Source organism: Pseudomonas sp. P4_B4 (genome assembly GCF_056402255.1).
The window spans coordinates 1-20,489 of the sequence record NZ_JBFUHS010000056.1; the positions used below are offsets into that span (position 1 = coordinate 1).

Annotated in this window: 19 protein-coding genes and 1 pseudogene; 15 read left to right on the top strand and 5 right to left on the bottom strand. The window is 61.1% G+C overall.

Translation table 11 applies throughout. From position 1 onward, the window contains the following. Nucleotides 1-356 precede the first annotated feature (356 nt). On the bottom strand, nt 357-653 hold the full coding sequence (locus AC1DVE_RS30130; protein ID WP_223460846.1) for a DUF1330 domain-containing protein: 297 nt from the start codon (nt 651-653) through the stop codon (nt 357-359). Between the two features lie 70 nt (nt 654-723). On the opposite strand from AC1DVE_RS30130, the gene ribBA reads away from it, so the two are divergent. The 6 genes from ribBA (at nt 724) to AC1DVE_RS30160 (ending at nt 8,114) form a co-directional block, all read left to right on the top strand. Further along, entirely contained in the window at nt 724-1,833 is a 1,110-nt protein-coding gene (gene ribBA / locus AC1DVE_RS30135; RefSeq protein WP_046043525.1) for a bifunctional 3,4-dihydroxy-2-butanone-4-phosphate synthase/GTP cyclohydrolase II, read from the top strand. A gap of 347 nt (nt 1,834-2,180) precedes the next feature. Then, nucleotides 2,181-3,206: an ABC transporter substrate-binding protein gene (locus tag AC1DVE_RS30140; protein WP_223460844.1), complete on the top strand. Its 1,026-nt coding sequence runs from the start codon at nt 2,181-2,183 to the stop codon at nt 3,204-3,206. Continuing rightward, nucleotides 3,203-4,147 carry an ABC transporter permease gene (locus AC1DVE_RS30145; protein WP_056723593.1) on the top strand — a complete coding sequence of 315 codons (945 nt, stop codon included), beginning with the start codon at nt 3,203-3,205 and terminating at the stop codon, nt 4,145-4,147. The genes AC1DVE_RS30140 and AC1DVE_RS30145 overlap by 4 nt, the downstream gene beginning before the upstream one ends. A gap of 6 nt (nt 4,148-4,153) precedes the next feature. Then, a complete protein-coding gene (locus AC1DVE_RS30150) occupies nt 4,154-4,963 on the top strand; it encodes an ABC transporter permease (RefSeq protein WP_007976227.1) in 810 nt (269 codons plus the stop codon). A gap of 16 nt (nt 4,964-4,979) precedes the next feature. Further along, nucleotides 4,980-6,134, top strand: a complete 1,155-nt coding sequence (locus tag AC1DVE_RS30155; RefSeq protein ID WP_223460843.1) for an ABC transporter ATP-binding protein — start codon at nt 4,980-4,982, stop codon at nt 6,132-6,134. A gap of 264 nt (nt 6,135-6,398) precedes the next feature. Then, the gene (locus tag AC1DVE_RS30160; protein WP_223460841.1) at nt 6,399-8,114 is read left to right on the top strand and encodes an amidase; all 1,716 of its coding nucleotides are present in this window, start codon (nt 6,399-6,401) and stop codon (nt 8,112-8,114) included. 45 nt (nt 8,115-8,159) lie between these two features. Here the strand turns inward: AC1DVE_RS30160 and AC1DVE_RS30165 are convergent, their stop codons facing one another. After that, nucleotides 8,160-9,170, bottom strand: coding sequence for a bile acid:sodium symporter family protein (locus AC1DVE_RS30165; protein WP_477784408.1), 1,011 nt, complete (start codon nt 9,168-9,170; stop codon nt 8,160-8,162). A gap of 73 nt (nt 9,171-9,243) precedes the next feature. Between AC1DVE_RS30165 and AC1DVE_RS30170 the strand changes: the two genes are divergently transcribed. After that, on the top strand, nt 9,244-10,032 hold the full coding sequence (locus tag AC1DVE_RS30170) for an AraC family transcriptional regulator (protein ID WP_223460838.1): 789 nt from the start codon (nt 9,244-9,246) through the stop codon (nt 10,030-10,032). Between the two features lie 67 nt (nt 10,033-10,099). Here the strand turns inward: AC1DVE_RS30170 and AC1DVE_RS30175 are convergent, their stop codons facing one another. Beyond that, nucleotides 10,100-11,200, bottom strand: coding sequence for a polyamine ABC transporter substrate-binding protein (locus AC1DVE_RS30175; protein WP_223460836.1), 1,101 nt, complete (start codon nt 11,198-11,200; stop codon nt 10,100-10,102). Nucleotides 11,201-11,467: 267 nt separating this feature from the next. Here AC1DVE_RS30175 and AC1DVE_RS30180 point away from each other — a divergent pair. After that, nucleotides 11,468-11,598: pseudogene (locus AC1DVE_RS30180) on the top strand (IS110 family transposase); the annotation flags it as partial. Nucleotides 11,599-11,777: 179 nt separating this feature from the next. Here the strand turns inward: AC1DVE_RS30180 and AC1DVE_RS30185 are convergent. After that, entirely contained in the window at nt 11,778-13,103 is a 1,326-nt protein-coding gene (locus tag AC1DVE_RS30185; RefSeq protein ID WP_223460835.1) for an OprD family porin, read from the bottom strand. 355 nt (nt 13,104-13,458) lie between these two features. Between AC1DVE_RS30185 and AC1DVE_RS30190 the strand changes: the two genes are divergently transcribed. After that, the gene (locus AC1DVE_RS30190; RefSeq protein WP_223460833.1) at nt 13,459-14,079 is read left to right on the top strand and encodes a glutathione S-transferase family protein; all 621 of its coding nucleotides are present in this window, start codon (nt 13,459-13,461) and stop codon (nt 14,077-14,079) included. A gap of 69 nt (nt 14,080-14,148) precedes the next feature. Here the strand turns inward: AC1DVE_RS30190 and AC1DVE_RS30195 are convergent, their stop codons facing one another. After that, the gene (locus tag AC1DVE_RS30195) at nt 14,149-14,967 is read right to left on the bottom strand and encodes a cytosine permease (RefSeq protein WP_477784409.1); all 819 of its coding nucleotides are present in this window, start codon (nt 14,965-14,967) and stop codon (nt 14,149-14,151) included. A 323-nt stretch (nt 14,968-15,290) separates the two neighbouring features. On the opposite strand from AC1DVE_RS30195, the gene AC1DVE_RS30200 reads away from it, so the two are divergent. The 6 genes from AC1DVE_RS30200 to AC1DVE_RS30225 all read left to right on the top strand — a co-directional run. Next, entirely contained in the window at nt 15,291-15,776 is a 486-nt protein-coding gene (locus tag AC1DVE_RS30200; protein ID WP_223460830.1) for a flavin reductase family protein, read from the top strand. A 280-nt stretch (nt 15,777-16,056) separates the two neighbouring features. Further along, nucleotides 16,057-17,100: an LLM class flavin-dependent oxidoreductase gene (locus AC1DVE_RS30205; RefSeq protein ID WP_223460828.1), complete on the top strand. Its 1,044-nt coding sequence runs from the start codon at nt 16,057-16,059 to the stop codon at nt 17,098-17,100. A 108-nt stretch (nt 17,101-17,208) separates the two neighbouring features. Continuing rightward, nucleotides 17,209-17,361: a hypothetical protein gene (locus AC1DVE_RS30210; protein ID WP_221174502.1), complete on the top strand. Its 153-nt coding sequence runs from the start codon at nt 17,209-17,211 to the stop codon at nt 17,359-17,361. 90 nt (nt 17,362-17,451) lie between these two features. Beyond that, a complete protein-coding gene (locus AC1DVE_RS30215; RefSeq protein WP_223460826.1) occupies nt 17,452-18,129 on the top strand; it encodes a cysteine hydrolase family protein in 678 nt (225 codons plus the stop codon). A gap of 5 nt (nt 18,130-18,134) precedes the next feature. Next, nucleotides 18,135-19,493: a purine-cytosine permease family protein gene (locus AC1DVE_RS30220; protein WP_223460824.1), complete on the top strand. Its 1,359-nt coding sequence runs from the start codon at nt 18,135-18,137 to the stop codon at nt 19,491-19,493. Between the two features lie 488 nt (nt 19,494-19,981). Then, the coding region (locus AC1DVE_RS30225; RefSeq protein ID WP_477784410.1) for a contractile injection system protein, VgrG/Pvc8 family at nt 19,982-20,489 on the top strand (508 nt) is incomplete at its 3' end.

Consider the following 20,489-nt stretch of genomic DNA (forward strand, 5'->3'; position numbering starts at 1 on the left):
CCACGCTCTTCACCACTCATCAGGCCGAGCGTTAGCTCGCCTGCAGCTCTTGATCTTGATCCACCCGCCCCCTCGGCAGGCTGAGTGGAGGCGTTCATCCGGGGGTGGGCGCGCAGCGCCGTTCGGCGCAGCCGAACACATCGAGAGGAGGTCGAGCGAAGCCGACCGGAGGCGATGCCCCCGGATGAATGCCGGAGCGAAGGAACCCCGAGCCTTAGCGAGGGGCCGTACGTTCGGGGCGAGCGTTTTTTGGGTTACTTTTTTTAGGCGCTTGTAAAAAAAGTGACTCGCCGTAAGGGCGAAACCATAAGCCGCCATAACCGAAGAAACGGATATGTACTCAACTCAGTCGCTTTTTAGAGCAGCTCCACCCCCTCGACAATAATCACCTCAGCCAAAGCCACCCCCTCACGGTACCCACGCGCCTCCTGATACAACGCCGAGTGATAGCAAGCCACCGCCTGCTCATAGGAATCAAACTCAATCACCACACTACGTTGCGGCGTCGACCGACCTTCCATCGCCTCGCTACGCCCACCCCGCGCCAGAACCCGACCGCCATACAGGGCAAACGCCTGCGGCGCCCGCTGAGTGTATTGGCTGTATTGATCGGGGTCAGTGACATCCACATGAGCAATCCAGTACGCCTTCATAGTGACCTCTCAGTTTGTTTTGTATTATGGTATACCACATTACCAATCCAACAAACACTGAGACTCCAGCATGGCCTTCAACAGCATCGAAGAAATCATCGAAGATTACCGCCTCGGCAAAATGGTCCTGCTGGTCGACGATGAAGACCGGGAAAACGAAGGCGACCTGTTGCTGGCCGCCGACTGCTGCACACCCGAGGCGATCAGCTTCATGGCCCGTGAAGCCCGGGGCCTGATCTGCCTGACCCTGACCGACGAACACTGCAAACGCCTGGGCCTGGAGCAGATGGTCCCGAGCAATGGCAGCGTGTTCAGCACCGCCTTCACCGTGTCCATCGAGGCCGCTGTCGGTGTGACCACCGGCATCTCGGCTGCGGATCGTGCATGCACCGTGGCCGCTGCCGTCGCCGCCCATGCCGGCCCCGCCGATATCGTGCAACCCGGCCACATCTTCCCGCTGCGCGCCCGGGAAGGCGGCGTGCTGACCCGCGCCGGCCACACCGAAGCCGGCTGCGACCTGGCACGCCTGGCCGGCCATACCCCGGCCTCGGTGATCGTCGAAGTGATGAACGACGACGGCACCATGGCCCGGCGCCCGGACCTGGAAGTGTTCGCGCGCAAGCACGGGATCAAGATCGGCACCATCGCCGACCTGATCCACTATCGCCTGAGCACCGAGCACACCATCGTGCGTATCGGTGAACGTGACCTGCCGACCGTGCACGGCACCTTTCGTCTGATCACCTTTGAGGATCGCATCGAAGGCGGTGTCCACATGGCCATGGTCATGGGCGATCTGCGCCGCGAGCAACCGACACTGGTGCGGGTGCATGTGATCGACCCATTGCGCGATCTGGTCGGTGCCGAGTACAGCGGGCCGACCAACTGGACGTTGTGGGCCGCCTTGCAGCGTGTCGCCGCCGAAGGCCACGGTGTGGTGGTGGTGCTGGCCAATCACGAATCCTCCCAGGCGCTGCTCGAGCGGGTACCGCAATTGACCCAACCACCACGGCAGTTCAGCCGTTCGCAGTCACGGATTTATTCGGAAGTGGGCACCGGTGCGCAGATCCTGCAGAACCTGGGTGTCGGCAAGCTTCGCCACCTCGGGCCGCCGCTGAAGTATGCGGGTTTGACCGGGTATGACCTGGAGGTGGTGGAGAGTATTCCATTCACCGAGTGATTCCGAGCCCTGCCTAAGGCTGGTGCCTTACCTGTGGCGAGGGGGCTTGCCCCCGTTGGGGCGCGAAGCGCCCCCCAGCGTCATTAAGACAGACCCAGTCACTCAATTTTGCGACTGCTTCGCAGCCGAACGGGGGCAAGCCCCCTCGCCACAGGTCTGCATTCGATTGCAGGAAAAAATCCACTTTCGGCTGATAGCCGGTACGGCAAAGTGCTTGCACAAAGTTTGGAATACCATAATATGATATTCCATAGACCGGACAGTCAGCACTGACTCGATGGACCTACTGCTCCCGATAGGCGGGCACTCGAAGCCCCGCTCATAAACACAACAATGAGGGCGTGAAAATGGTGTTGAACAAACGTGCGACCGCGGTTCTTTTTGCGGGACTGCTGAGCGTGACCAGCCAGGTGTTGATGGCGGCTGAAAGCGTCAACTTCGTGAGTTGGGGCGGCAGCACCCAGGATGCGCAGAAGCAGGCCTGGGCCGACCCGTTCAGCAAGGCCAGCGGCATCACCGTGGTGCAGGATGGCCCGACCGACTACGGCAAACTCAAAGCCATGGTCGAAAGCGGCAACGTGCAGTGGGACGTGGTCGACGTCGAAGCCGACTTCGCCCTGCGCGCCGCCTCCGAAGGCTTGCTCGAACCCCTCGATTTCAAAGTGATTGAACGCGACAAGATCGACCCGCGTTTCGTCAGCGATCACGGCGTCGGCTCGTTCTTCTTCTCCTTCGTCCTCGGCTACAACGAAGGCAAGCTCGGCGCCAACAAGCCTCAAGACTGGTCCGCGCTGTTCGACACCAAGACCTACCCCGGCAAACGCGCCCTCTACAAATGGCCAAGCCCTGGCGTGCTGGAACTGGCGCTGCTGGCCGACGGTGTAGCAGCGGACAAGCTCTACCCGCTGGATCTGGACCGCGCCTTCAAGAAACTCGACACCATCAAGAAAGACATCGTCTGGTGGGGCGGCGGCGCGCAGTCGCAGCAGCTGCTGGCCTCCGGTGAAGCGAGCATGGGCCAGTTCTGGAACGGCCGGATTCATGCCCTGCAAGAAGACGGCGCCCCAGTCGGCGTAAGCTGGAAGCAGAACCTGGTCATGGCCGACATCCTGGTCATTCCCAAGGGTTCGAAAAACAAGGATGCGGCGATGAAGTTCCTGGCCAATGCCAGCAGCGCCAAGGGCCAGGCGGACTTCTCCAACCTGACCGCCTATGCCCCGGTCAACGTCGACAGCGTGCAGCGCCTGGACTCGGTACTGGCCCCTAACCTGCCGACCGCTTACGCAAAGGATCAGATCACTCTTGATTTCGCGTACTGGGCCAAGAACGGTCCGGCCATCGCGACACGGTGGAACGAATGGCTGGTCAAATGAAAATGACGGCAACCGCGTCTCGTCCATCCACTGCCACCGGGAGCGCCACTGGCGCTGCCGGTTCGGCGCCCGCCAAGGCAGCTGTGATGACGCAATCTCCTTCCCTGGCGCAGCGCTGGCGTGGCGCGAGCAACCTGGTGCCCGCCCTGCTGTTTCTTGGCCTGTTCTTTCTGGCGCCATTGATTGGCCTGCTGCTGCGCGGCGTGCTGGAACCAGTGCCGGGCCTTGGCAACTACGAACAGCTGTTCGCCAACTCGGCCTATGCCCGGGTCTTGCTCAACACCTTTTCGGTGGCCGGTCTGGTGACGCTGTTCAGCCTGTTGCTGGGCTTCCCGCTGGCCTGGGCGATCACCCTGGTGCCCCGTGGCTGGGGCCGCTGGATCCTGAACATCGTGCTGCTGTCGATGTGGACCAGCCTGCTCGCCCGCACCTACTCCTGGCTGGTGTTGCTGCAAGCCTCCGGGGTGATCAACAAGGCGTTGATGGCCATGGGCATCATCGATCAACCGCTGGAGATGGTGCACAACCTCACCGGCGTGGTGATCGGCATGAGCTACATCATGATCCCGTTCATCGTGCTGCCGTTGCAGGCGACCATGCAGGCCATCGACCCGATGATCCTGCAGGCCGGCTCCATCTGCGGCGCCAGCCCCTGGACCAACTTCTTCCGGGTGTTCCTGCCGCTGTGCCGGCCGGGACTGTTCTCCGGCGGCCTGATGGTGTTCGTGATGTCCCTCGGTTACTACGTGACCCCGGCGCTGCTGGGCGGTGCGCAGAACATGATGCTGCCCGAGTTCATCATTCAGCAGGTGCAGTCGTTCCTCAACTGGGGCCTGGCCAGCGCCGGCGCCGCGTTGCTGATCGTGATCACGCTGGTGTTGTTCTACTTCTACCTGAAGCTCCAGCCGGAATCCCCGGTTGGCGCCAGCAACGCGAGGTAAGCCGTCATGCTCCTGACCCCCAATGCCATGAGCCGGCGCATGCGCTTCGGCCTGTATGCCACCACCGGGCTGATCGGTCTGTTCCTGCTGCTGCCGATCGTGTTCATCGTGCTGCTGTCGTTCGGATCGTCGCAATGGCTGGTGTTCCCGCCGCCGGGCTGGACGCTGAAATGGTACGGCCAGTTCTTCTCCAATGCCGACTGGATGAACGCCGCCATGGCCAGTCTGAAAGTCGCGGTGCTGACCACGTTCTTCGCCGTCGCTTTGGGCCTGCCCACCGCGTTCGCCCTGGTGCGTGGCCGCTTTCCCGGCCGGGAAATGCTCTACGGCCTGTTCACCCTGCCGATGATCGTACCGCTGGTGATCATCGCCGTAGCGGTGTACGCGCTGTTCCTGAAACTGGGTTACACCGGGACCATGTTCGCGTTCGTGGTCAGCCACGTCATCGTCGCGCTGCCGTTCACCATCATCTCGATCATCAATTCGCTGAAGCTGTTCGACCAGTCGATCGAGGATGCGGCGGTGATCTGCGGCGCCTCGCGCCTGCAAGCGGTGTTCAAGGTGACCTTCCCGGCGATCCGTCCGGGCATGGTGGCCGGCGCCCTCTTCGCCTTCCTCGTCTCCTGGGATGAAGTGGTGCTGAGCGTGATGATGGCCAGCCCGACCCTGCAAACCCTTCCCGTGAAAATGTGGACCACCCTGCGCCAGGACCTGACGCCCGTGATCGCCGTCGCCTCGACGCTGCTGATCGGCCTCTCGGTATTGGTCATGGTGATCGCCGCCGCTCTGCGCCGGCGCAACGAAATCAGCGCTTGAGCGCCAGGAGTACGACATGAGTGCAGTGATCAAAGATTCCGCGCAGCAAAATGACAAACCCCTGGTCAGCCTGCGTAACCTGAACAAGCACTATGGCGACTTTGCCGCCGTGGACAACATCTCGCTGGACATCAAGGACGGCGAATTCCTCACCTTCCTCGGCTCCAGCGGCTCGGGCAAAAGCACCACGCTGTCGATGCTGGCCGGTTTCGAAACCCCGAGCAGCGGCGAGATCCTGGTCAACGGCCAGTCGCTGGTGAACGTGCCGCCGCACAAACGCGACATCGGCATGGTGTTCCAGCGCTACTCGCTGTTCCCGCACCTTTCGGTACGCGACAACATCGCGTTCCCGTTGGCTATCCGCAAACTGGCCGCCGCCGAGCGCGAGCGCCGGGTCGATGCGATGCTCAAGCTGGTGCAGCTTGAGCAATTCGCCCATCGCCGCCCTTCGCAACTCTCCGGTGGCCAGCAGCAACGAGTCGCTATTGCCCGGGCGCTGGTCTATGAGCCACGCATCCTGCTGATGGACGAACCCCTCGGTGCACTGGACAAGAAACTGCGTGAAGACCTGCAGGATGAACTGCGTCAGCTGCATCGGCGCCTGGGCATCACCATCGTCTACGTGACCCACGATCAGGAAGAAGCCATGCGCCTGTCCCAGCGCATCGCGATTTTCAGCCACGGCAAGATCGTCGGCCTGGGCAGCGGCTATGACCTGTACCAGAATCCGCCGAACGCCTTTGTCGCCTCGTTCCTCGGCAACTCGAACTTCCTCAAGCTCAAGGCCCAGGGTAATGCGGTGGCGACCTTCGAAGGGCAACCGCTGTCGATCCGACTCACCGCCGGCCTGCAAACCGATCAGGACGTGCTGTTGATGGTGCGTCCAGAAAAAGCCCTGGCCCTGAGCAATGAACAAGCCCTTGCCGAACCGCTGGCCGCCGGCTGGAACGAAGTCTCGGCCAAGGTCGTGGAAGTGCTGTTTCTCGGCGAAAGCCAGACCTGCAGCGTGATCACCGCTGGCGGCACCTCGATGACGGTCAAGGCGCTGTCAGCCGCCGGCATGCCGCTCAAGGCCGGCGACCCGGTGCGAGTGCGTTGGGCCACCGCCGATGCCTGCGTCTACACCGAATGGGCCGAAAGCGACCTGAACAAGGCCGCCGGCGCTCACTGATCCTTTGGCCTGTGCGTGCGGGCCACTATAATGTGTCACCCTCGGGCCACCACAACGTCGGGTTGTGGTGGCCTTTTTTCTGTCACCTGTAAGATAAATTGGACAACGGATTCCTAAAATCCCGGTTTAATGCTAAATAGTGCTCAGTATTTTTAACACCCGACCCTGTCGTGCCACACAGTGCAACGAGAATAACGATATGAAAGTCCATTTCGAGAAAAGTGAAGTGTTTGGGACCCTCCACCTGCAAGCGGCGGTGGCAGCATGATCGAAGTTACCGAAGTTTCCATTGCCGAGCTGCGCGCCGCGCTCGAATCCGGCCAGACCACCTCGGTTGAACTGGTCCAGGCTTATCTCGCGCGGATCGACGCCTATGACGGCCCCGAGACGCCTACCGCATTGAACGCCGTCGTGGTTCGCAACCCCGAGGCGCTCGCCGAAGCGCAGGCGTCCGACGCCCGTCGCGCCAAGGGCCAGACCCTGGGAGCACTGGACGGTATCCCTTACACCGCCAAGGACAGCTATCTGGTCAAGGGCCTCACCGCCGCTTCCGGCAGCCCGGCCTTCAAGGACCTGGTCGCCTATCGTGACGCGTTCACCATCGAACGCCTGCGCGCCGCCGGGGCGATCTGCCTGGGCAAGACCAACATGCCGCCGATGGCCAACGGCGGGATGCAGCGCGGCGTCTACGGCCGCGCCGAGAGCCCGTACAACGCTGACTACCTCACCGCCCCTTTCGCCTCCGGTTCGTCGAACGGCGCGGGTACGGCCACTGCCGCGAGTTTCGCAGCCTTCGGCCTGGCGGAAGAAACCTGGTCGAGCGGTCGCGGCCCGGCCTCGAACAATGGCTTGTGCGCCTACACGCCTTCACGCGGGGTGATCTCGGTGCGCGGCAACTGGCCGTTGACCCCGACCATGGACGTGGTCGTGCCGTTCGCCCGGACCATGGCTGACCTGCTCGAAGTGCTCGACGTGGTAGTGGCCGATGACCCGGACACCCGTGGCGACCTGTGGCGCCTGCAACCCTGGGTGCCGATTCCGAGCTCGTCCTTGGTGCGCCCAAAATCCTACGCGGCGCTGGCCGCCAACAGCGAGGCGCTCAAAGGCAAGAAGTTCGGCATACCACGCATGTACATCAACGCCGACCCTGAAGCTGGTACGTCCGAAGCGCCGGGCATCGGTGGCCCGACCGGCCAACGCATCAACACCCGTCCTTCGGTGATCGGGCTCTGGGAACAGGCGCGCAAGGCCCTCGAAGCCGCTGGCGCCGAAGTGCTCGAAGTGGACTTCCCGCTGGTCTCCAATTGCGAGGGTGATCGCCCTGGCGCGCCGACCGTGTTCAATCGCGGCATCGTCTCCAAAGAATTTTTACACCATGAACTGTGGGACCTGACCGCTTGGGCCTTCGATGACTTCCTGCAAGCCAACGGCGATCCGAAACTGAATCGTCTGGTCGATGTCGATGGCCCGCAGATCTTCCCTCACGACCCGGGCACCCTGCCCAACCGCGAGGGCGACCTGGTCGCCGGCATGGACGAATACGTGCGCATGGCCGAGCGTGGCATCACCCCGTGGGACCAGATCAGCACGATGCCGGACGGCCTGCGCGGGCTGGAGAAAACCCGCAAGATCGATCTGGAAGACTGGATGGATCGCCTGGGGCTCGACGCGGTGCTGTTCCCGACGGTTGCCGATGTGGGCCCGGCGAATGCCGATGTCGATCCGCAATCGGCGGATATCGCCTGGAGCAACGGCGTGTGGGTCGCCAACGGCAACCTCGCCATCCGCCACCTGGGCGTGCCAACGGTCACCGTGCCGATGGGCGTGATGCCGGACATCGGCATGCCGGTCGGCCTGACGTTTGCCGGGCGCGCCTATGACGACTCGTCGCTGCTGCACCTGGCGTCGGCGTTCGAATCGACCGGGAACAAACGCATGATCCCACCGCGTACCCCGCCATTGGTCGCTGACAAGCGCTGACCGGTAAAACCGTGGCGGCTCACTCGAGCCGCCACGGCTGGCGAATCAGGGATCTACCTGGGCCATCAATTCGGGAATCGATTCCGGTCGATTGGCATAACGCTGCGCCAGCATCGCACAGACCATCAGTTGAATCTGGTGGAACAGCATCAGCGGCAGGATCAGCAAGCCAATGGTGCTACCGGCAAACAGCACCTGCGCCATCGGCACGCCGGTCGCCAGGCTTTTCTTCGAACCGCAGAAGAGAATGGTGATGCGGTCTTCCTGGTTGAAACCGAATGCCTTGCCCAGTACGGTCGAGGCCACCAACACCAACGCCAGGACCACGCAGCACGCCACCACCAGCCCAACCAGATCCAGCAACGGAATCTGGTGCCAGAGGCCCTCGATCACCGCCTCGCTGAACGCGCCGTAGACCACCAGCAGAATCGAGCCCTGATCGACGAACTTCAACCAGCTCTTGTTGCGCGCCACCCAATTGCCGATCCAGCGCCTCGCGATTTGCCCGGCAATGAACGGCAGCAGCAACTGCACGCTGATCTTGAGGATGGCGTCGAGAGTCGAGGAGCCTTCGCCGTGCACGTTCAACAGCAGGGTCACCAGCAACGGCGTGAGGAAAATCCCGAACAAGCTGGACGCCGCCGCGCTGCAAATCGCCGCCGGGATGTTGCCCCGCGCCAGTGAAGTAAAGGCAATCGCCGACTGCACCGTGGCAGGCAGCGCGCACAGGTAAAGCATGCCCATGTACAGATCATTGCCGATCAGCGGCGACAGCAGCGGCTTGAGCGCCAGGCCGAGCAGCGGAAACAGCACGAAGGTCAGGCTGAACACCAGCAAATGCAGGCGCCAATGCCCGGCACCGGCGATGATCGATTCGCGGGACAGCTTGGCGCCATGCAGGAAAAACAGCAGCGCGATGGCGACGTTGGTCAGCCAGCCAAAACCGACCGCGACCTGGCCGCTGGCAGGCAGCAGGCTGGCGAGCGTCACCACGCCGATCAGGGTCAGGGTGAAGTTGTCAGGTAACAGACGGGGGCGAGTCWTGGGGTTGATCATCCGGGGGTTGCCAGTACGTGAAAGCGACTCTAACGTGACTGTGAATTACCGACTAACGCCGATGAGCCAACTGATGCCGCCTAAAGGACATGACAAGAGTGTTCGACGCAGTATTCCCGGGCTGTCCAGCCTGCCACGACCGCTCTATGGCCGTACCGAATCGCTGCCCAATCGCGCCCTGACTCGGCGCCACAGCCACCCGTGGGTGCAGCTTTCCTATGCGATTGCGGGCGTACTCGAAATACAGACCGGCGTCGGGCGTTTCGTCGCCCCGCCGGAACGGGCGGTGTGGATTCCGGCGGGCATGCCGCACCGGGTGTTCAGTTCGCCGCGCACGGAAATGCGCAGCCTGTACATCGATTGCAGCGTCTCGACGTGGGCGCCGCCGGGGTGTCATGTGTTGGGGGTCAGCGATTTGTTGCGCGAGTTGATCCGTGCCTTCAGTCAGGTACCGGTGGAATACGATCAGGACGGGCCGCACGGTCGATTGGCCCAGGTGATTCTGGATCAATTGGCGCAGGCGCCGCAGATCGATTTGATGCTGCCCCTGCCCCAGGACAGCCGATTGCGGCAAATCGCCCAAAGCCTGGAGTCGCACCCGGAGCAACAGACCACACTCACTCACTGGAGCGACCAGTTCGGCGTCACCGAGAAAACCCTCAGTCGCCTGTTCCTGCGCGACACCGGCCTGACCTTTCGCGCCTGGCGCCAGCGCTTGCGTTTGCTTGGCGCCCTGACGCCACTGGAACAGGGCGAGCGCGTGACCGACGTCGCGTTGGCCTGTGGCTACGACTCGACGTCGGCGTTTATCGCTGCCTTCCGCCAGCAGTTCGGTGAGACACCGGGGGAGTTCTTTCGATAAATTCGACACAGGACGACCTGTAGGAGCGAGCTCGCTCCTACAGGGATCTCACAAAAATATCCCGGGGTTACTGATCAGACTTGATACTGGTCCAGACCCGGGTGCGCACCCGCTCAAGCTTTTGTGGCAATGGCTGCACGACGTACAGCGTCTTCAATGCCTCGCTGGTCGGTGTCAGGTTCGGGTTGCCGGTGATGTCTTTGTCGATCAGCGCCAGCGAGTCCTTGTTGGCATTCGGGTAACCGAGGAAGTCGCTGATCGGCGCGATGACTTTCGGGTCCAGCAGGTTGTTGAGGAATTCGTGGGCCTCGGCGACGTTCTTTGCGCTTTTGGGGATGGCGAAGGTGTCGAACCAGATCGGCGCGCCTTCTTTCGGCAGGCGCCAGTCGACGACCACGCCGTTGCCCGCCTCTTTGGCGCGATTGCCGAATTGATAGAAGCTGCCGGAGTAACCGATGGCCACGCAGATATCGCCGTTGGCGATGTCGGTCATGTACTTGGCGGAGTTGAAGTAGGTGACGTAAGGGCGAACCTTGAGCATTAGCGCCTTGGCTTTTTCGTAGTCATCCGGGTTCTGGCTGTTCGGGTCCAGCCCCAGGTAATGCAGGGCCAGCGGCAGGATCTCCGAAGGCGAGTCGAGCATGGCGACGCCACAGGCCTTGAGCTTCTCCATGTTCTCGGGCTTGAACACCAGGTCCCAGCTGTCCACCGGCGCATTCTCGCCCAGTGCTGCCTTGACCTTGGCCGGGTTGAAGCCGATCAGCACGGTGCCGTACATGTAGGGCACGCCGTACTGGTTGCCCGGGTCGTTCTTGTCCAGCAGCTTGAGCAACGCAGGGTCCTGGTGCGACCAGTTCGGCAGTTTGGACTTGTCGAGTTTCTGGAACACGCCCGCCTTGATCTGGGTTTCGATGAACTGGTTCGACGGCACCACCAGATCGTAGCCCGAGTTGCCGGTCAGCAGCTTGGCTTCCAGGGACTCGTTGGTGTCGAAGGTGTCCCAGGTCACCTTGATCCCGGTGTCCTTGGCGAAATCCTTGGGCACGGACGGCAGGATGTAGTCCGCCCAGTTGTACACCCGCAATTCGCCCTGTTCGGCGTGCACCGCGCTGGCCAGCAGCGACAGTCCGCAAACGGTGGCGCCCAGTATGCGTTTCATTGAGTCCATGGATCGTTTCCCCAAGTGTGGCGTGAGTTCGATGGTTTTTATGTTCTGTACACGGCAGCGGCCTTGAAAATAGCCAAGGGCAAGGAAGTGAAGCGTCTGGTTGTGGTTTCAACGCGGGTGGCCGACTCAGCCACCCGCGTCTGATTCTTGCTGACGGCGTGGCCGGTTCACAGCGTGAGGCAGGCCAAAAGGAGACCGAAATGGCCAAAATAGGTGTCCGCATTGATCAGCGGCACGAGGCCTTTCACCGAGGGTTAGTCCAAACAGCCAGACTTCAACGCACGCTATGACGCTCTTCGGGAGCGAGGCAAGAGCGCGATAGTCGCGCTCTTGCCTGCATGCGGGTCTTACTGATTAGGCTGAATGCCATGTTGCGCGATGGCACCGAATGGCGGTGACGAGTGGCACAGTGAAGACAGTTGCTCCCACAGTCGTGTTGGTTGCTCACGGATTTTGCGGATAGCCACGAACCCTGTGGGAGCGGGCTTGCTCGCGAAGAGGCCGGCACATTCAATATCGATGTGACCTGATATACCGCCTTCGCGAGCAGGCTCGCTCTCACAGGGGGTGTGCGTGATTACAGCAACGACAAGGTGTAATTGATGATGAACCGGTTCTGATCGACGTTGCGCCCGGCATCGGTATTGGACTTGGCATTACGCAAGGTGAACCCCACCCCCTTGAACGTGCCCGACTGCAACACGTAGTCCAGGGTCATGTCGCGCTCCCACTCGGACTGGTCACTGGCGTTTTTCGCCTTGATGTCCGTGCCCTTCAGATACACGATCGAGGCTTTCAGGCCCGGCACGCCCAAGGGCGCGAAGTCGTAGGTGTATTGGCCGAAATTGGTCTGCTCGCCGGCCCGGGCAAAGTTCTGGATCATCTTGTCGGTGGGCAGGTAGACACTGCCGCCGCCCGCCCCTTTGTCCACCAGGCTGCCCTGGTTGGGCTGGACGAAGTTGCTGCCGTCGCCCACCCGTTGATGCCCCACCGACACCGCGTGCCCGCCATGGGTGTAGGTGACCATCGCAGCCCAGGTGCTGTTGTCGATTTCACCGTCGTTGTCGTCGGTGTAACCCGACACCCGATAGCCTTGCGCGCGGCCGGAGGCAGAGCTGTTGGCACCGCTCGACGTGGTGCGGAAGTAGCGCAGGTCGGTGGTCAGTGAGCTTGCGCTGTCGATGGGCAAAATGTGCGTCAGGCCAAGGAAGTTCTGGTTGTAGAAATCTTCCAGCTGCGCGAAGTAATACTGGGTCTTCAGGTTCCTGGTGAGGTTGTAGTCTCCGCCGGCGTAGTAGAACTTGTTGCTGTCCTGCGTGCTGCCGGCGACCGACAAGCCTGTGCGGTCCGTCGAGGCGCGCCCTACCGCGTGCTCCAGCACACCGCCGGTCAACGTCAGGCCATCGATGTCGTTCGAGGTGACCTGTGCGCCGGTAAACGATTGCGGCAACACACGGGCATCGTTCGCCAGAAGGATCGGCAATTTCGGCAGCAAGGTGCCGTAGCGAAATTCCGTCCTGGCCAGGCGCATCTTCGCCGTAGGACCGAAGCTGCTCCAGGCGGCGGCCGCGCCGTCGCCGTCAGAAGGAATCATGCCGCTACCGACGTGGCGCCCCGCTCCGCTGTCCAGTGTGATGCCAAGCAACGCCTGGGCATCGAGCCCGAACCCCAGCGCACCCTGCGTAAACCCGGACTCATAGCGCAACACGAAACCCTGGGCCGCCTCTTCGGTTTTCGAAGGGGCAGCGCTGCCATCGCGATTGTCGCTGTTGAAGTACAAGGTGCGCATCGAGAGGCTGGCCTTGCTGTCTTCCAGAAATCCATGGCCGGCAGTATCGGCAGCCTGTGCGCCCATCGAGCTGGTGGCCAGCAGGACTGCGGTAGGAATGGCTCGTTTGAACATAGGGTGCTCCTGGGTGTTTCTTATCGTTATTTGAAGGTTTCACCGCCAGACAGAACCCGATTGCCGCCCACGCAACAGCGCTCAACACGAGCGCGAAAACAGGCGCGCTCGATGAGTGACATGAGCATCGGACGTTCGAGGTGAGGGTTGACTGACTGGTTTGTGAAACTCTTAAAACATTTCGAGAGGCTATTATCAAACGAGGTGTAAGTAGTTTTCGTGGAGGGATAAGCCTTGTCGCGCCGGGGTATGGACGGTCACTGTTTTTGCATATCGGTGCGGCGGATTTTCATCATACTGACATCATCGGCAGTGTTTGGTGACTGCTTGCATGTCCCAACAAGAGCAATAACCCATGAACGATCAAATCGAACTGTACGGCGCGAACACCGGCAACAGCCTGCGGGCAGCGATTGCCCTGGAAGAATCGGGCATCGCCTACACGGCACGCAGGCTCGACCTGTATGCGCAGGAGCACCGTGGCCCGGCCTTTCTGGCGCTTAACCCGGCCGGGAAAGTCCCGACCCTGATCGATCACGGGACAACACCGACGCTGGTCATCAACCAGTCCAACGCCATCATCCAATACGCCGACTCCATTGCACCCGGAAGGCTGGCACCGGCGCAGCCCGGACCTGAGCGCATCCGGGTGATTGACCGCTATTTCTTTTTCGTGACCGATGTCATCGCCCCCAGCCATGCCGCCTTTTTTCTGCACCAGGCGGGGCAGGACAAGGCAGCGGCGATCATCGATCTGCGGGTGATCGAGCAACTGACCTACGCGGAAAGTTTTCTGACTGCCGGCTTCATGGCCGGAGAGCAGTTCTCCATGGCCGACATTTCGGCGTTCACCATCGCCACAGCGTTCCGTGATCGATTGGAATGGAAAGAGCTTCCGCAACTTTCGCGCTGGTTCGACTCGGTCGAAGCCAGGCCGGCGGTACAACGCGGTCTGAATGCGTTCAAGCAATGCTGAGCGGTTGCCGAAAACAAAAATGCCCAACAAAGCGCCGGGCATTTTCAGACGAACACGAAAGGTTTTGCCTCAGTCGGTGTAGCCGAGCTCTACCGAACGGCTTTCCTGCGACTGGCTTCGTGTAGCGAGGCAGTAATACAACGGGCACGTCACCACCAGCCCCACCAGCCACGACAGGTCCGCGCCGTCCACCAGATTGGCGTACGGTCCGACGTACAAGGAGGTATTGGCGAACGGCAGCTGCACGATGATGCCGATGAAGTAGGCAATGATCGCGTGCAGGTTGAAGCGACCGTAGATACCACCGTCAGCCCGGAAGATCGACGCGATGTCATAGCGACCGCGCTTGATCAGGTAGAAGTCGATCAGGTTGATGGAGGCCCACGGCACCAACACCAGCAACACCAGCAACACCAGCAACACCAGCAACACCAGCAACAGCGCCAGGATCAGGCCGATGAATTGCGAAATGAAATTCGCCGAGGCACCCAGCGCCACTACGCAGCAACCCGCCAGCACGATGTTGGAAATGAAGAAACCGATGTAGATCAACGCCGCGAAGAACACGATCAGCAGCGCGCCATAGCGGCCGAACTGACCACGACTCTGCACCATCTGCGGGATGCCCATGCACGGCCCTTGGGCGGATGCGAGGGCAATCACCACGCCGCCGACCATGTGCCCGAGGGCAATCGCCAGCAAACCCCAGAACAGGTTGAGGTGGAACACCTGGACCACCATGGCGCCGGTGACGATGGGCAGTGGCGCGATGTTGGTGCTGAACCACAGGGTGAAAAGATCGCGGGCCTTCCCGTGGCGCTCTGCGAGTGGAACGTAGTCGACCGTGTGGTTCTCGATCAACGGATCTTGCCGGGACATCCGGGACATGTGCATGAACTCGAGTTTGTCTGTTCTTATCTTTGTATGAAGCCAAACCGGGGGGACTCTCTGGCCGCCCATCAGATGCCGACCATATTATGGTATTCCATTCTTTAAACAAGACTGATCCGGTCTTTGAACAAGCATCTGAGCCGGCATCCTGCCCGATTCACGCCAGCGCTGGTTAGCTTAAAGCCCTGTAATCATTGGGTTTCCGACGAAAGCCGTACGTTTATCGGTTCATCTAAAAAGACCTTGCAATCGATGTATTACGGTATACCATCAGACCTATAAACACATAAAAACGCGTCACACCACCCGAGGACCGTCCAATGATCGATGCCGCCATCTACAAACAAGTCATGGGTTCGTTCCCGTCCGGAGTGACCGTGATCACCACCCTGGATGACGATGGGCAAATCGTCGGCCTGACCGCCAGCGCCTTCAGCTCGCTGTCGATGGACCCGGCCCTGGTGCTGTTCTGCCCCAACTACAGCTCCGATTCCTACCCGGTCCTGATCAAGAACAAACGCTTCGCCATCCACGTGCTTTCCGGCGGCCAGCAAAACGAAGCCTATGCCTTTGCACGCAAGGGCAAGGAAAAGGCCCAGGGGATCGAGTGGACGCTGAGCGAGCTGGGCAACCCGATTCTGGCCAACGCCACGGCGGTCATCGAATGTGAGTTGTGGCGCGAATATGAAGGCGGTGACCACGCCATCATGGTCGGCGCGGTGAAAAACCTGATCGTGCCCCGGCAGACCAGCGGGCCGTTGGTGTATTGCCACGGCAAGATGGGCGCCCTGCCCGTTCTGGCCTGAACCGATCACATGACTGACATAAAACCTGTGGTGAGGGAGCTTGCTCCCGCTGGACTGCGAAGCAGTCCCCTATTGAGGCCGCTTCGCGACCTGACGGGACGGTGCGGCGATCCGACAAGCTCCCTCGCCACAGGTTAGTCGGCGCTTGATCTACCTTTTACTGACTGAGATCCGGACTGTTCGTCAGAATATATTTTTCTACAAATTAGTATTATGGTATACCAACAACCAGCAGGCCCGCAGTCGACAGGCCAACAACAAAAGATCCGAGGTAAGCGTCATGAAGTTTTCCCTGTTCGTACACATGGAACGTTGGGACGAAAGCGTCAGCCACCGCCAGTTGTTCGAAGACCTGACCGAACTGACGCTGATGGCCGAGGCCGGTGGTTTCAGCACCGTGTGGATCGGCGAACACCACTCCATGGAGTACACCATCTCGCCAAGCCCGATGCCGCTGCTGGCTTATCTGGCGGGCAAGACCACCACCATTCACCTGGGCGCCGGCACCATCATCGCTCCGTTCTGGCATCCGCTGCGGGTGGCCGGTGAATGCGCGTTGCTCGACGTGATCAGCAACGGACGCATGGAAGTCGGTCTGGCCCGTGGCGCCTACCAGATCGAGTTCGACCGCATGGCCGGCGGCATGCCGGCGTCCTCCGGCGGCCAGGCGTTGCGGGAAATGGTTCCGGTGGTGCGGGCATTGTGGAACGGCGACTACGCCCATGACGGCGACATCTGGAAATTCCCGACCTCCACCAGCGTGCCCAAGCCGATCCAACAGCCGAACCCGCCGATGTGGATCGCTGCCCGCGACCCGGACTCGCACAACTTCGCCGTGGCCAACGGCTGCAACGTCATGGTCACGCCGCTGATGAAAGGCGACGAGGAAGTCCTCGACCTGAAGAACAAGTTCCAGGCAGCGCTGGACAACAACCCTGGCGTGCCGCGCCCGCAACTGATGGTGCTGCGTCACACCCACGTGCACACCGCCGACGATCCGCAGGGCTGGGAAGTCGGGGCCAAGGCGATCTCGAAGTTCTACCGCACCTTCGATGCCTGGTTCGGCAACAAGACCACCCCGGTCAACGGCTTCCTCGCGCCGAGCCCGGAAGAGAAATTCGCCGGTCGCCCTGAGTTCGAGCTGGAAAGCCTGCACAAGACCGCCATGATCGGCACCCCGGAAGAAATCATTCCGCGCATCAAGTACTACCAAGAACTGGGGGTCGACGAATTCAGCTTCTGGTGCGATAACAGCCTGCCCCACGCGGAGAAGAAAAAATCCCTGGAGCTGTTCATCAAGCACATAGTGCCTGCGTTCCGGTAAGAGCGAACTCGCTCGCGATGGACGCCAACGATAACGCGCGCCATCTGAATGACCGCGTTATCCAGAAGTTTTTCGCGAGCAGGCTCGCTCCCACAAGGGTCGATTCCAATGATGACTGGTCGCCTCCCATCACTCGCCCTTCCCTCCGGCGCCGCGCGGGCTTACCTGCGCGGTGAATGGACCGCTTCGCACCTGCATTTCAAGCGCCTGCGCGCCAGCGTTTCGGCCAAGCAGAACGGCTTCTGGCAAACGGTTCACTGAGCCCACCCGAACAGCCAATCACGCACCCCGCGTCTCGCCATTGCATGGCGCGTACGGTGCATCGTGTTTCGCCTTGATCAGGTTTGCCCAATGAACAATAACAACGCGCTGTTGATCATCGACATGCAGCAGGAGGACGGCTTCGTCCTGGAAAACTTCGACAGGGTGGTCGCCCATACCGCCGCCCTGCTCGATACCGTCCGCCATCAGCGGATGCCTGTCATCTATACCCGCCACATCAATCAGGCCGACGGCAGTGACCTGCCCCACGGCGAACCCCTGGCCGCTGACGGTGGCCCCGGCAGTTACCGCGCCGGCACCCGGCAAGTGGAAATCATCGAGTCGCTGACGCCGCAGCCCGGTGAATTGATCATCGACAAGGGCCGTTACAGTGCCTTTCACCGCACCGACCTCGATGCCCGACTCAAGGCAATGGAGGTCGACACGCTGATCGTCTGCGGCGTGCTGACCGACGTCTGCGTGCTCACCAGCGTGTTCGATGCCTTCGCCCTGGGCTATCGCGTGCGCCTGGTCAACGATGCCTGCACCACGACCACCGAGGCCGGGCATTACTCGGCCCTGTTGATCATGGCCAACTGGGTCTACGCGCTGGAAATCCTCACCACCACCGAGTGCCTGCACGCCCTGCAACACCGCGATTACATCAGCCTGATCCCCGAGCAGCCGGACCTGTTTGCCCACCAGCCCCATGAGCTGCAAAGCACCATCGCCCGTCTGCAATCCCGTCTCGTCCGGACTCAGGAGTGATCGCCATGCAAGTCGAAAAAAGAAGCATCGATTTCATCCCCGAGACCGAACGCCACGGCAAGCCGGGTTCGCTGTTCTATATCTGGTTCGGCGCCAACATGAACATCACCACCATCGCCTCCGGCGTGTTGCCGGTGGTGATGGGGCTCAACCTGTTCTGGAGTGCGCTGGCGATCATCATCGGCTCGTTGCTGGGGGCGATTTTCATGGCCTCGCACTCGGCCCAGGGACCGAAGCTGGGCATTCCGCAAATGATCCAGAGCCGGGCGCAATTCGGCGTGTTGGGGGCGGTGTTGCCGCTGCTGTTCGTGATGCTGATCTACCTGGGTTTCTTCGTCAGCAACACCTTGCTCGCGGCCCAGGCGCTGGAGTCCGTCAGCCCGCTGCCGATGTCCGGCAATATCTACCTGATCGGCGCGTTGTGCTTCGTCGTCGCGCTCTATGGCTATCGGTTGATTCACCGCTTGCAGAAGCTGCTGTCGATTCTGTCGCTGGTGGTGTTCGTCGCCGCCACAGTGCTCGCCTTGCAGTTGCCGATCCCGGCCGAACAATGGCTGCCGACGGGCTTCTCGCTGTCGAAGTTCCTGGTGGCGGTGAGCATCGCCGTGACCTGGCAACTGTCCTACGCGCCTTACGTCGCCGATTATTCGCGCTACCTGCCAAGCAACACGCCGACCGCCCAGGTGTTCTGGTACAGCTACGCCGGCACGGTCAGCGGTGGTGCGTGGATGATGATTCTCGGGGCGATCCTGAGCGTCGGCATCGGCGACTTTTCCAGCAACGTCGGCGGGCATGTCGCCGGTCTGTTCGGCGCTGGCGCGGTGCTGCTGTTCGCCTTCATCGTCTACGGCCAGGTGTCGATCAACGTGTTCAACCTGTACGGCGCGTTCATGTCGACCATCACCGTGATCGAACCCTTCGCCCGGCTCAAGGTGACCCCGCGGGTACGCGGTGTGTTCATGCTGCTGATCAGCCTGGTGGCCACGGCCCTGTGCACCATCAGTCAGGACGACTTCATCAGCTTCTTCCTCAACTTCATCTTCTTCATGAGCTACTTCCTGATCCCGTGGACGGCGATCAATCTGGTGGACTACTACTGCCTGCGCAAAGGCCAGTACCGGATTGACGACATCTTCGACCTGAACGGGATCTACGGGCGGGTCAACTGGATCGCCTGCGGCAGTTTCCTGCTGGCGATTGCCCTGGAAATTCCGTTCATGAACACCACGCTGTACGTCGGCCCGGTGGCCACTGCGCTGGATGGGGTGGATCTGGCGTGGATCGTCGGGTTGCTGGTGCCGGCGTTGAGTTATTACTGGTTGATGAAGCTTGGCAGGCGGGCACTGGTGGCAGAGTCCGCCTAACGCCCCCCCCTGTAGGAGCTGGCTTGCCAGCGATGGCGGCTTGCCTGACACAGCGCATCGTCCGGTTCGCCAGCAAGCCGGCTCCTAAAGGTTTGGTCGATCTTTTGATATGTATAAACCGTGGTCGTGAACTTGGCGCCACATTGATCGCCATAAGCTGAAAGCAGAAGATCGTAGGGTCCTACGTAGGAGTGGCGTACTCCAGTGGAGTTACCGAAGGTTCGGGCCGCGTTCGGACGATATTTTTGATCCTCTACTCGGGCTCAACCCGAACGGATAGACGACATCGAAAGAAGCGCCACCGCTTAACATTGAACAGGTCGTAAACATCCCACAGACCAGGCGGGTCGACACCAAGACGCTTCCTACGTCACCACCAGAAACATCCTATATCAACCTTTTTTGCCTTCCTGAAAGCTGCCCAGCGTTTGAACGAGGGTGGCAACGAAGCCTCCCCGTCCGCTTCAAAAGCCAAGGGAGGCCTGATTTTGTCCAACACACCGCGCACCTTCTTCGACCACAGCCGCCACAAACTGCAGGTCGACGGACTCGACACGCCCCTCGACGTCCTCACCTTCGAGGGCCATGAGTACCTTAGCCAACCCTACCTCTACCGCATCGAATTCACCGCCAGCGACCTCGACATCGGCGCGGAAAAATTCATCGGCCAGTACGCCGAATTCAGCCTGTACGACGCACCGTCCAACGTGCCCGTGTTCTCTTGGGAAGTGCCCAAACCGCCCAAGCCCCTGCGCACCGTCTATGGCCGCATCACCGCCTGCCAGCGCCTGTCCGGCTCAATCGACGAAGCCCGCTACGAAGTCACCCTGCAACCGCGCCTGGCCCTGCTCGATCGCGGCCAGCAGACGCGGATCTATCAGCACCAGTCCGTGCCAGACATCGTCAAAAGCATTCTGCGCGACCGCCACGGTCTGAACACCGGGCACTTTCGCTTCAACCTCAAGCGCGAGTACCCGCAGCGCGAGCAGGTGATGC

Excerpts from the sequence above, each read along its gene's own strand:
- AC1DVE_RS30130 (WP_223460846.1), bottom strand. The coding sequence starts at position 653 with ATGAAGGCGTACTGGATTGCTCATGTGGATGTCACTGACCCCGATCAA.
- ribBA (WP_046043525.1), top strand. The coding sequence starts at position 724 with ATGGCCTTCAACAGCATCGAAGAAATCATCGAAGATTACCGCCTCGGC.
- AC1DVE_RS30140 (WP_223460844.1), top strand. The coding sequence starts at position 2,181 with ATGGTGTTGAACAAACGTGCGACCGCGGTTCTTTTTGCGGGACTGCTG.
- AC1DVE_RS30145 (WP_056723593.1), top strand. The coding sequence starts at position 3,203 with ATGAAAATGACGGCAACCGCGTCTCGTCCATCCACTGCCACCGGGAGC.
- AC1DVE_RS30150 (WP_007976227.1), top strand. The coding sequence starts at position 4,154 with ATGCTCCTGACCCCCAATGCCATGAGCCGGCGCATGCGCTTCGGCCTG.
- AC1DVE_RS30155 (WP_223460843.1), top strand. The coding sequence starts at position 4,980 with ATGAGTGCAGTGATCAAAGATTCCGCGCAGCAAAATGACAAACCCCTG.
- AC1DVE_RS30160 (WP_223460841.1), top strand. The coding sequence starts at position 6,399 with ATGATCGAAGTTACCGAAGTTTCCATTGCCGAGCTGCGCGCCGCGCTC.
- AC1DVE_RS30170 (WP_223460838.1), top strand. The coding sequence starts at position 9,244 with ATGCCGCCTAAAGGACATGACAAGAGTGTTCGACGCAGTATTCCCGGG.
- AC1DVE_RS30175 (WP_223460836.1), bottom strand. The coding sequence starts at position 11,200 with ATGGACTCAATGAAACGCATACTGGGCGCCACCGTTTGCGGACTGTCG.
- AC1DVE_RS30185 (WP_223460835.1), bottom strand. The coding sequence starts at position 13,103 with ATGTTCAAACGAGCCATTCCTACCGCAGTCCTGCTGGCCACCAGCTCG.
- AC1DVE_RS30190 (WP_223460833.1), top strand. The coding sequence starts at position 13,459 with ATGAACGATCAAATCGAACTGTACGGCGCGAACACCGGCAACAGCCTG.
- AC1DVE_RS30195 (WP_477784409.1), bottom strand. The coding sequence starts at position 14,967 with ATGTCCCGGATGTCCCGGCAAGATCCGTTGATCGAGAACCACACGGTC.
- AC1DVE_RS30200 (WP_223460830.1), top strand. The coding sequence starts at position 15,291 with ATGATCGATGCCGCCATCTACAAACAAGTCATGGGTTCGTTCCCGTCC.
- AC1DVE_RS30205 (WP_223460828.1), top strand. The coding sequence starts at position 16,057 with ATGAAGTTTTCCCTGTTCGTACACATGGAACGTTGGGACGAAAGCGTC.
- AC1DVE_RS30210 (WP_221174502.1), top strand. The coding sequence starts at position 17,209 with ATGATGACTGGTCGCCTCCCATCACTCGCCCTTCCCTCCGGCGCCGCG.
- AC1DVE_RS30215 (WP_223460826.1), top strand. The coding sequence starts at position 17,452 with ATGAACAATAACAACGCGCTGTTGATCATCGACATGCAGCAGGAGGAC.
- AC1DVE_RS30220 (WP_223460824.1), top strand. The coding sequence starts at position 18,135 with ATGCAAGTCGAAAAAAGAAGCATCGATTTCATCCCCGAGACCGAACGC.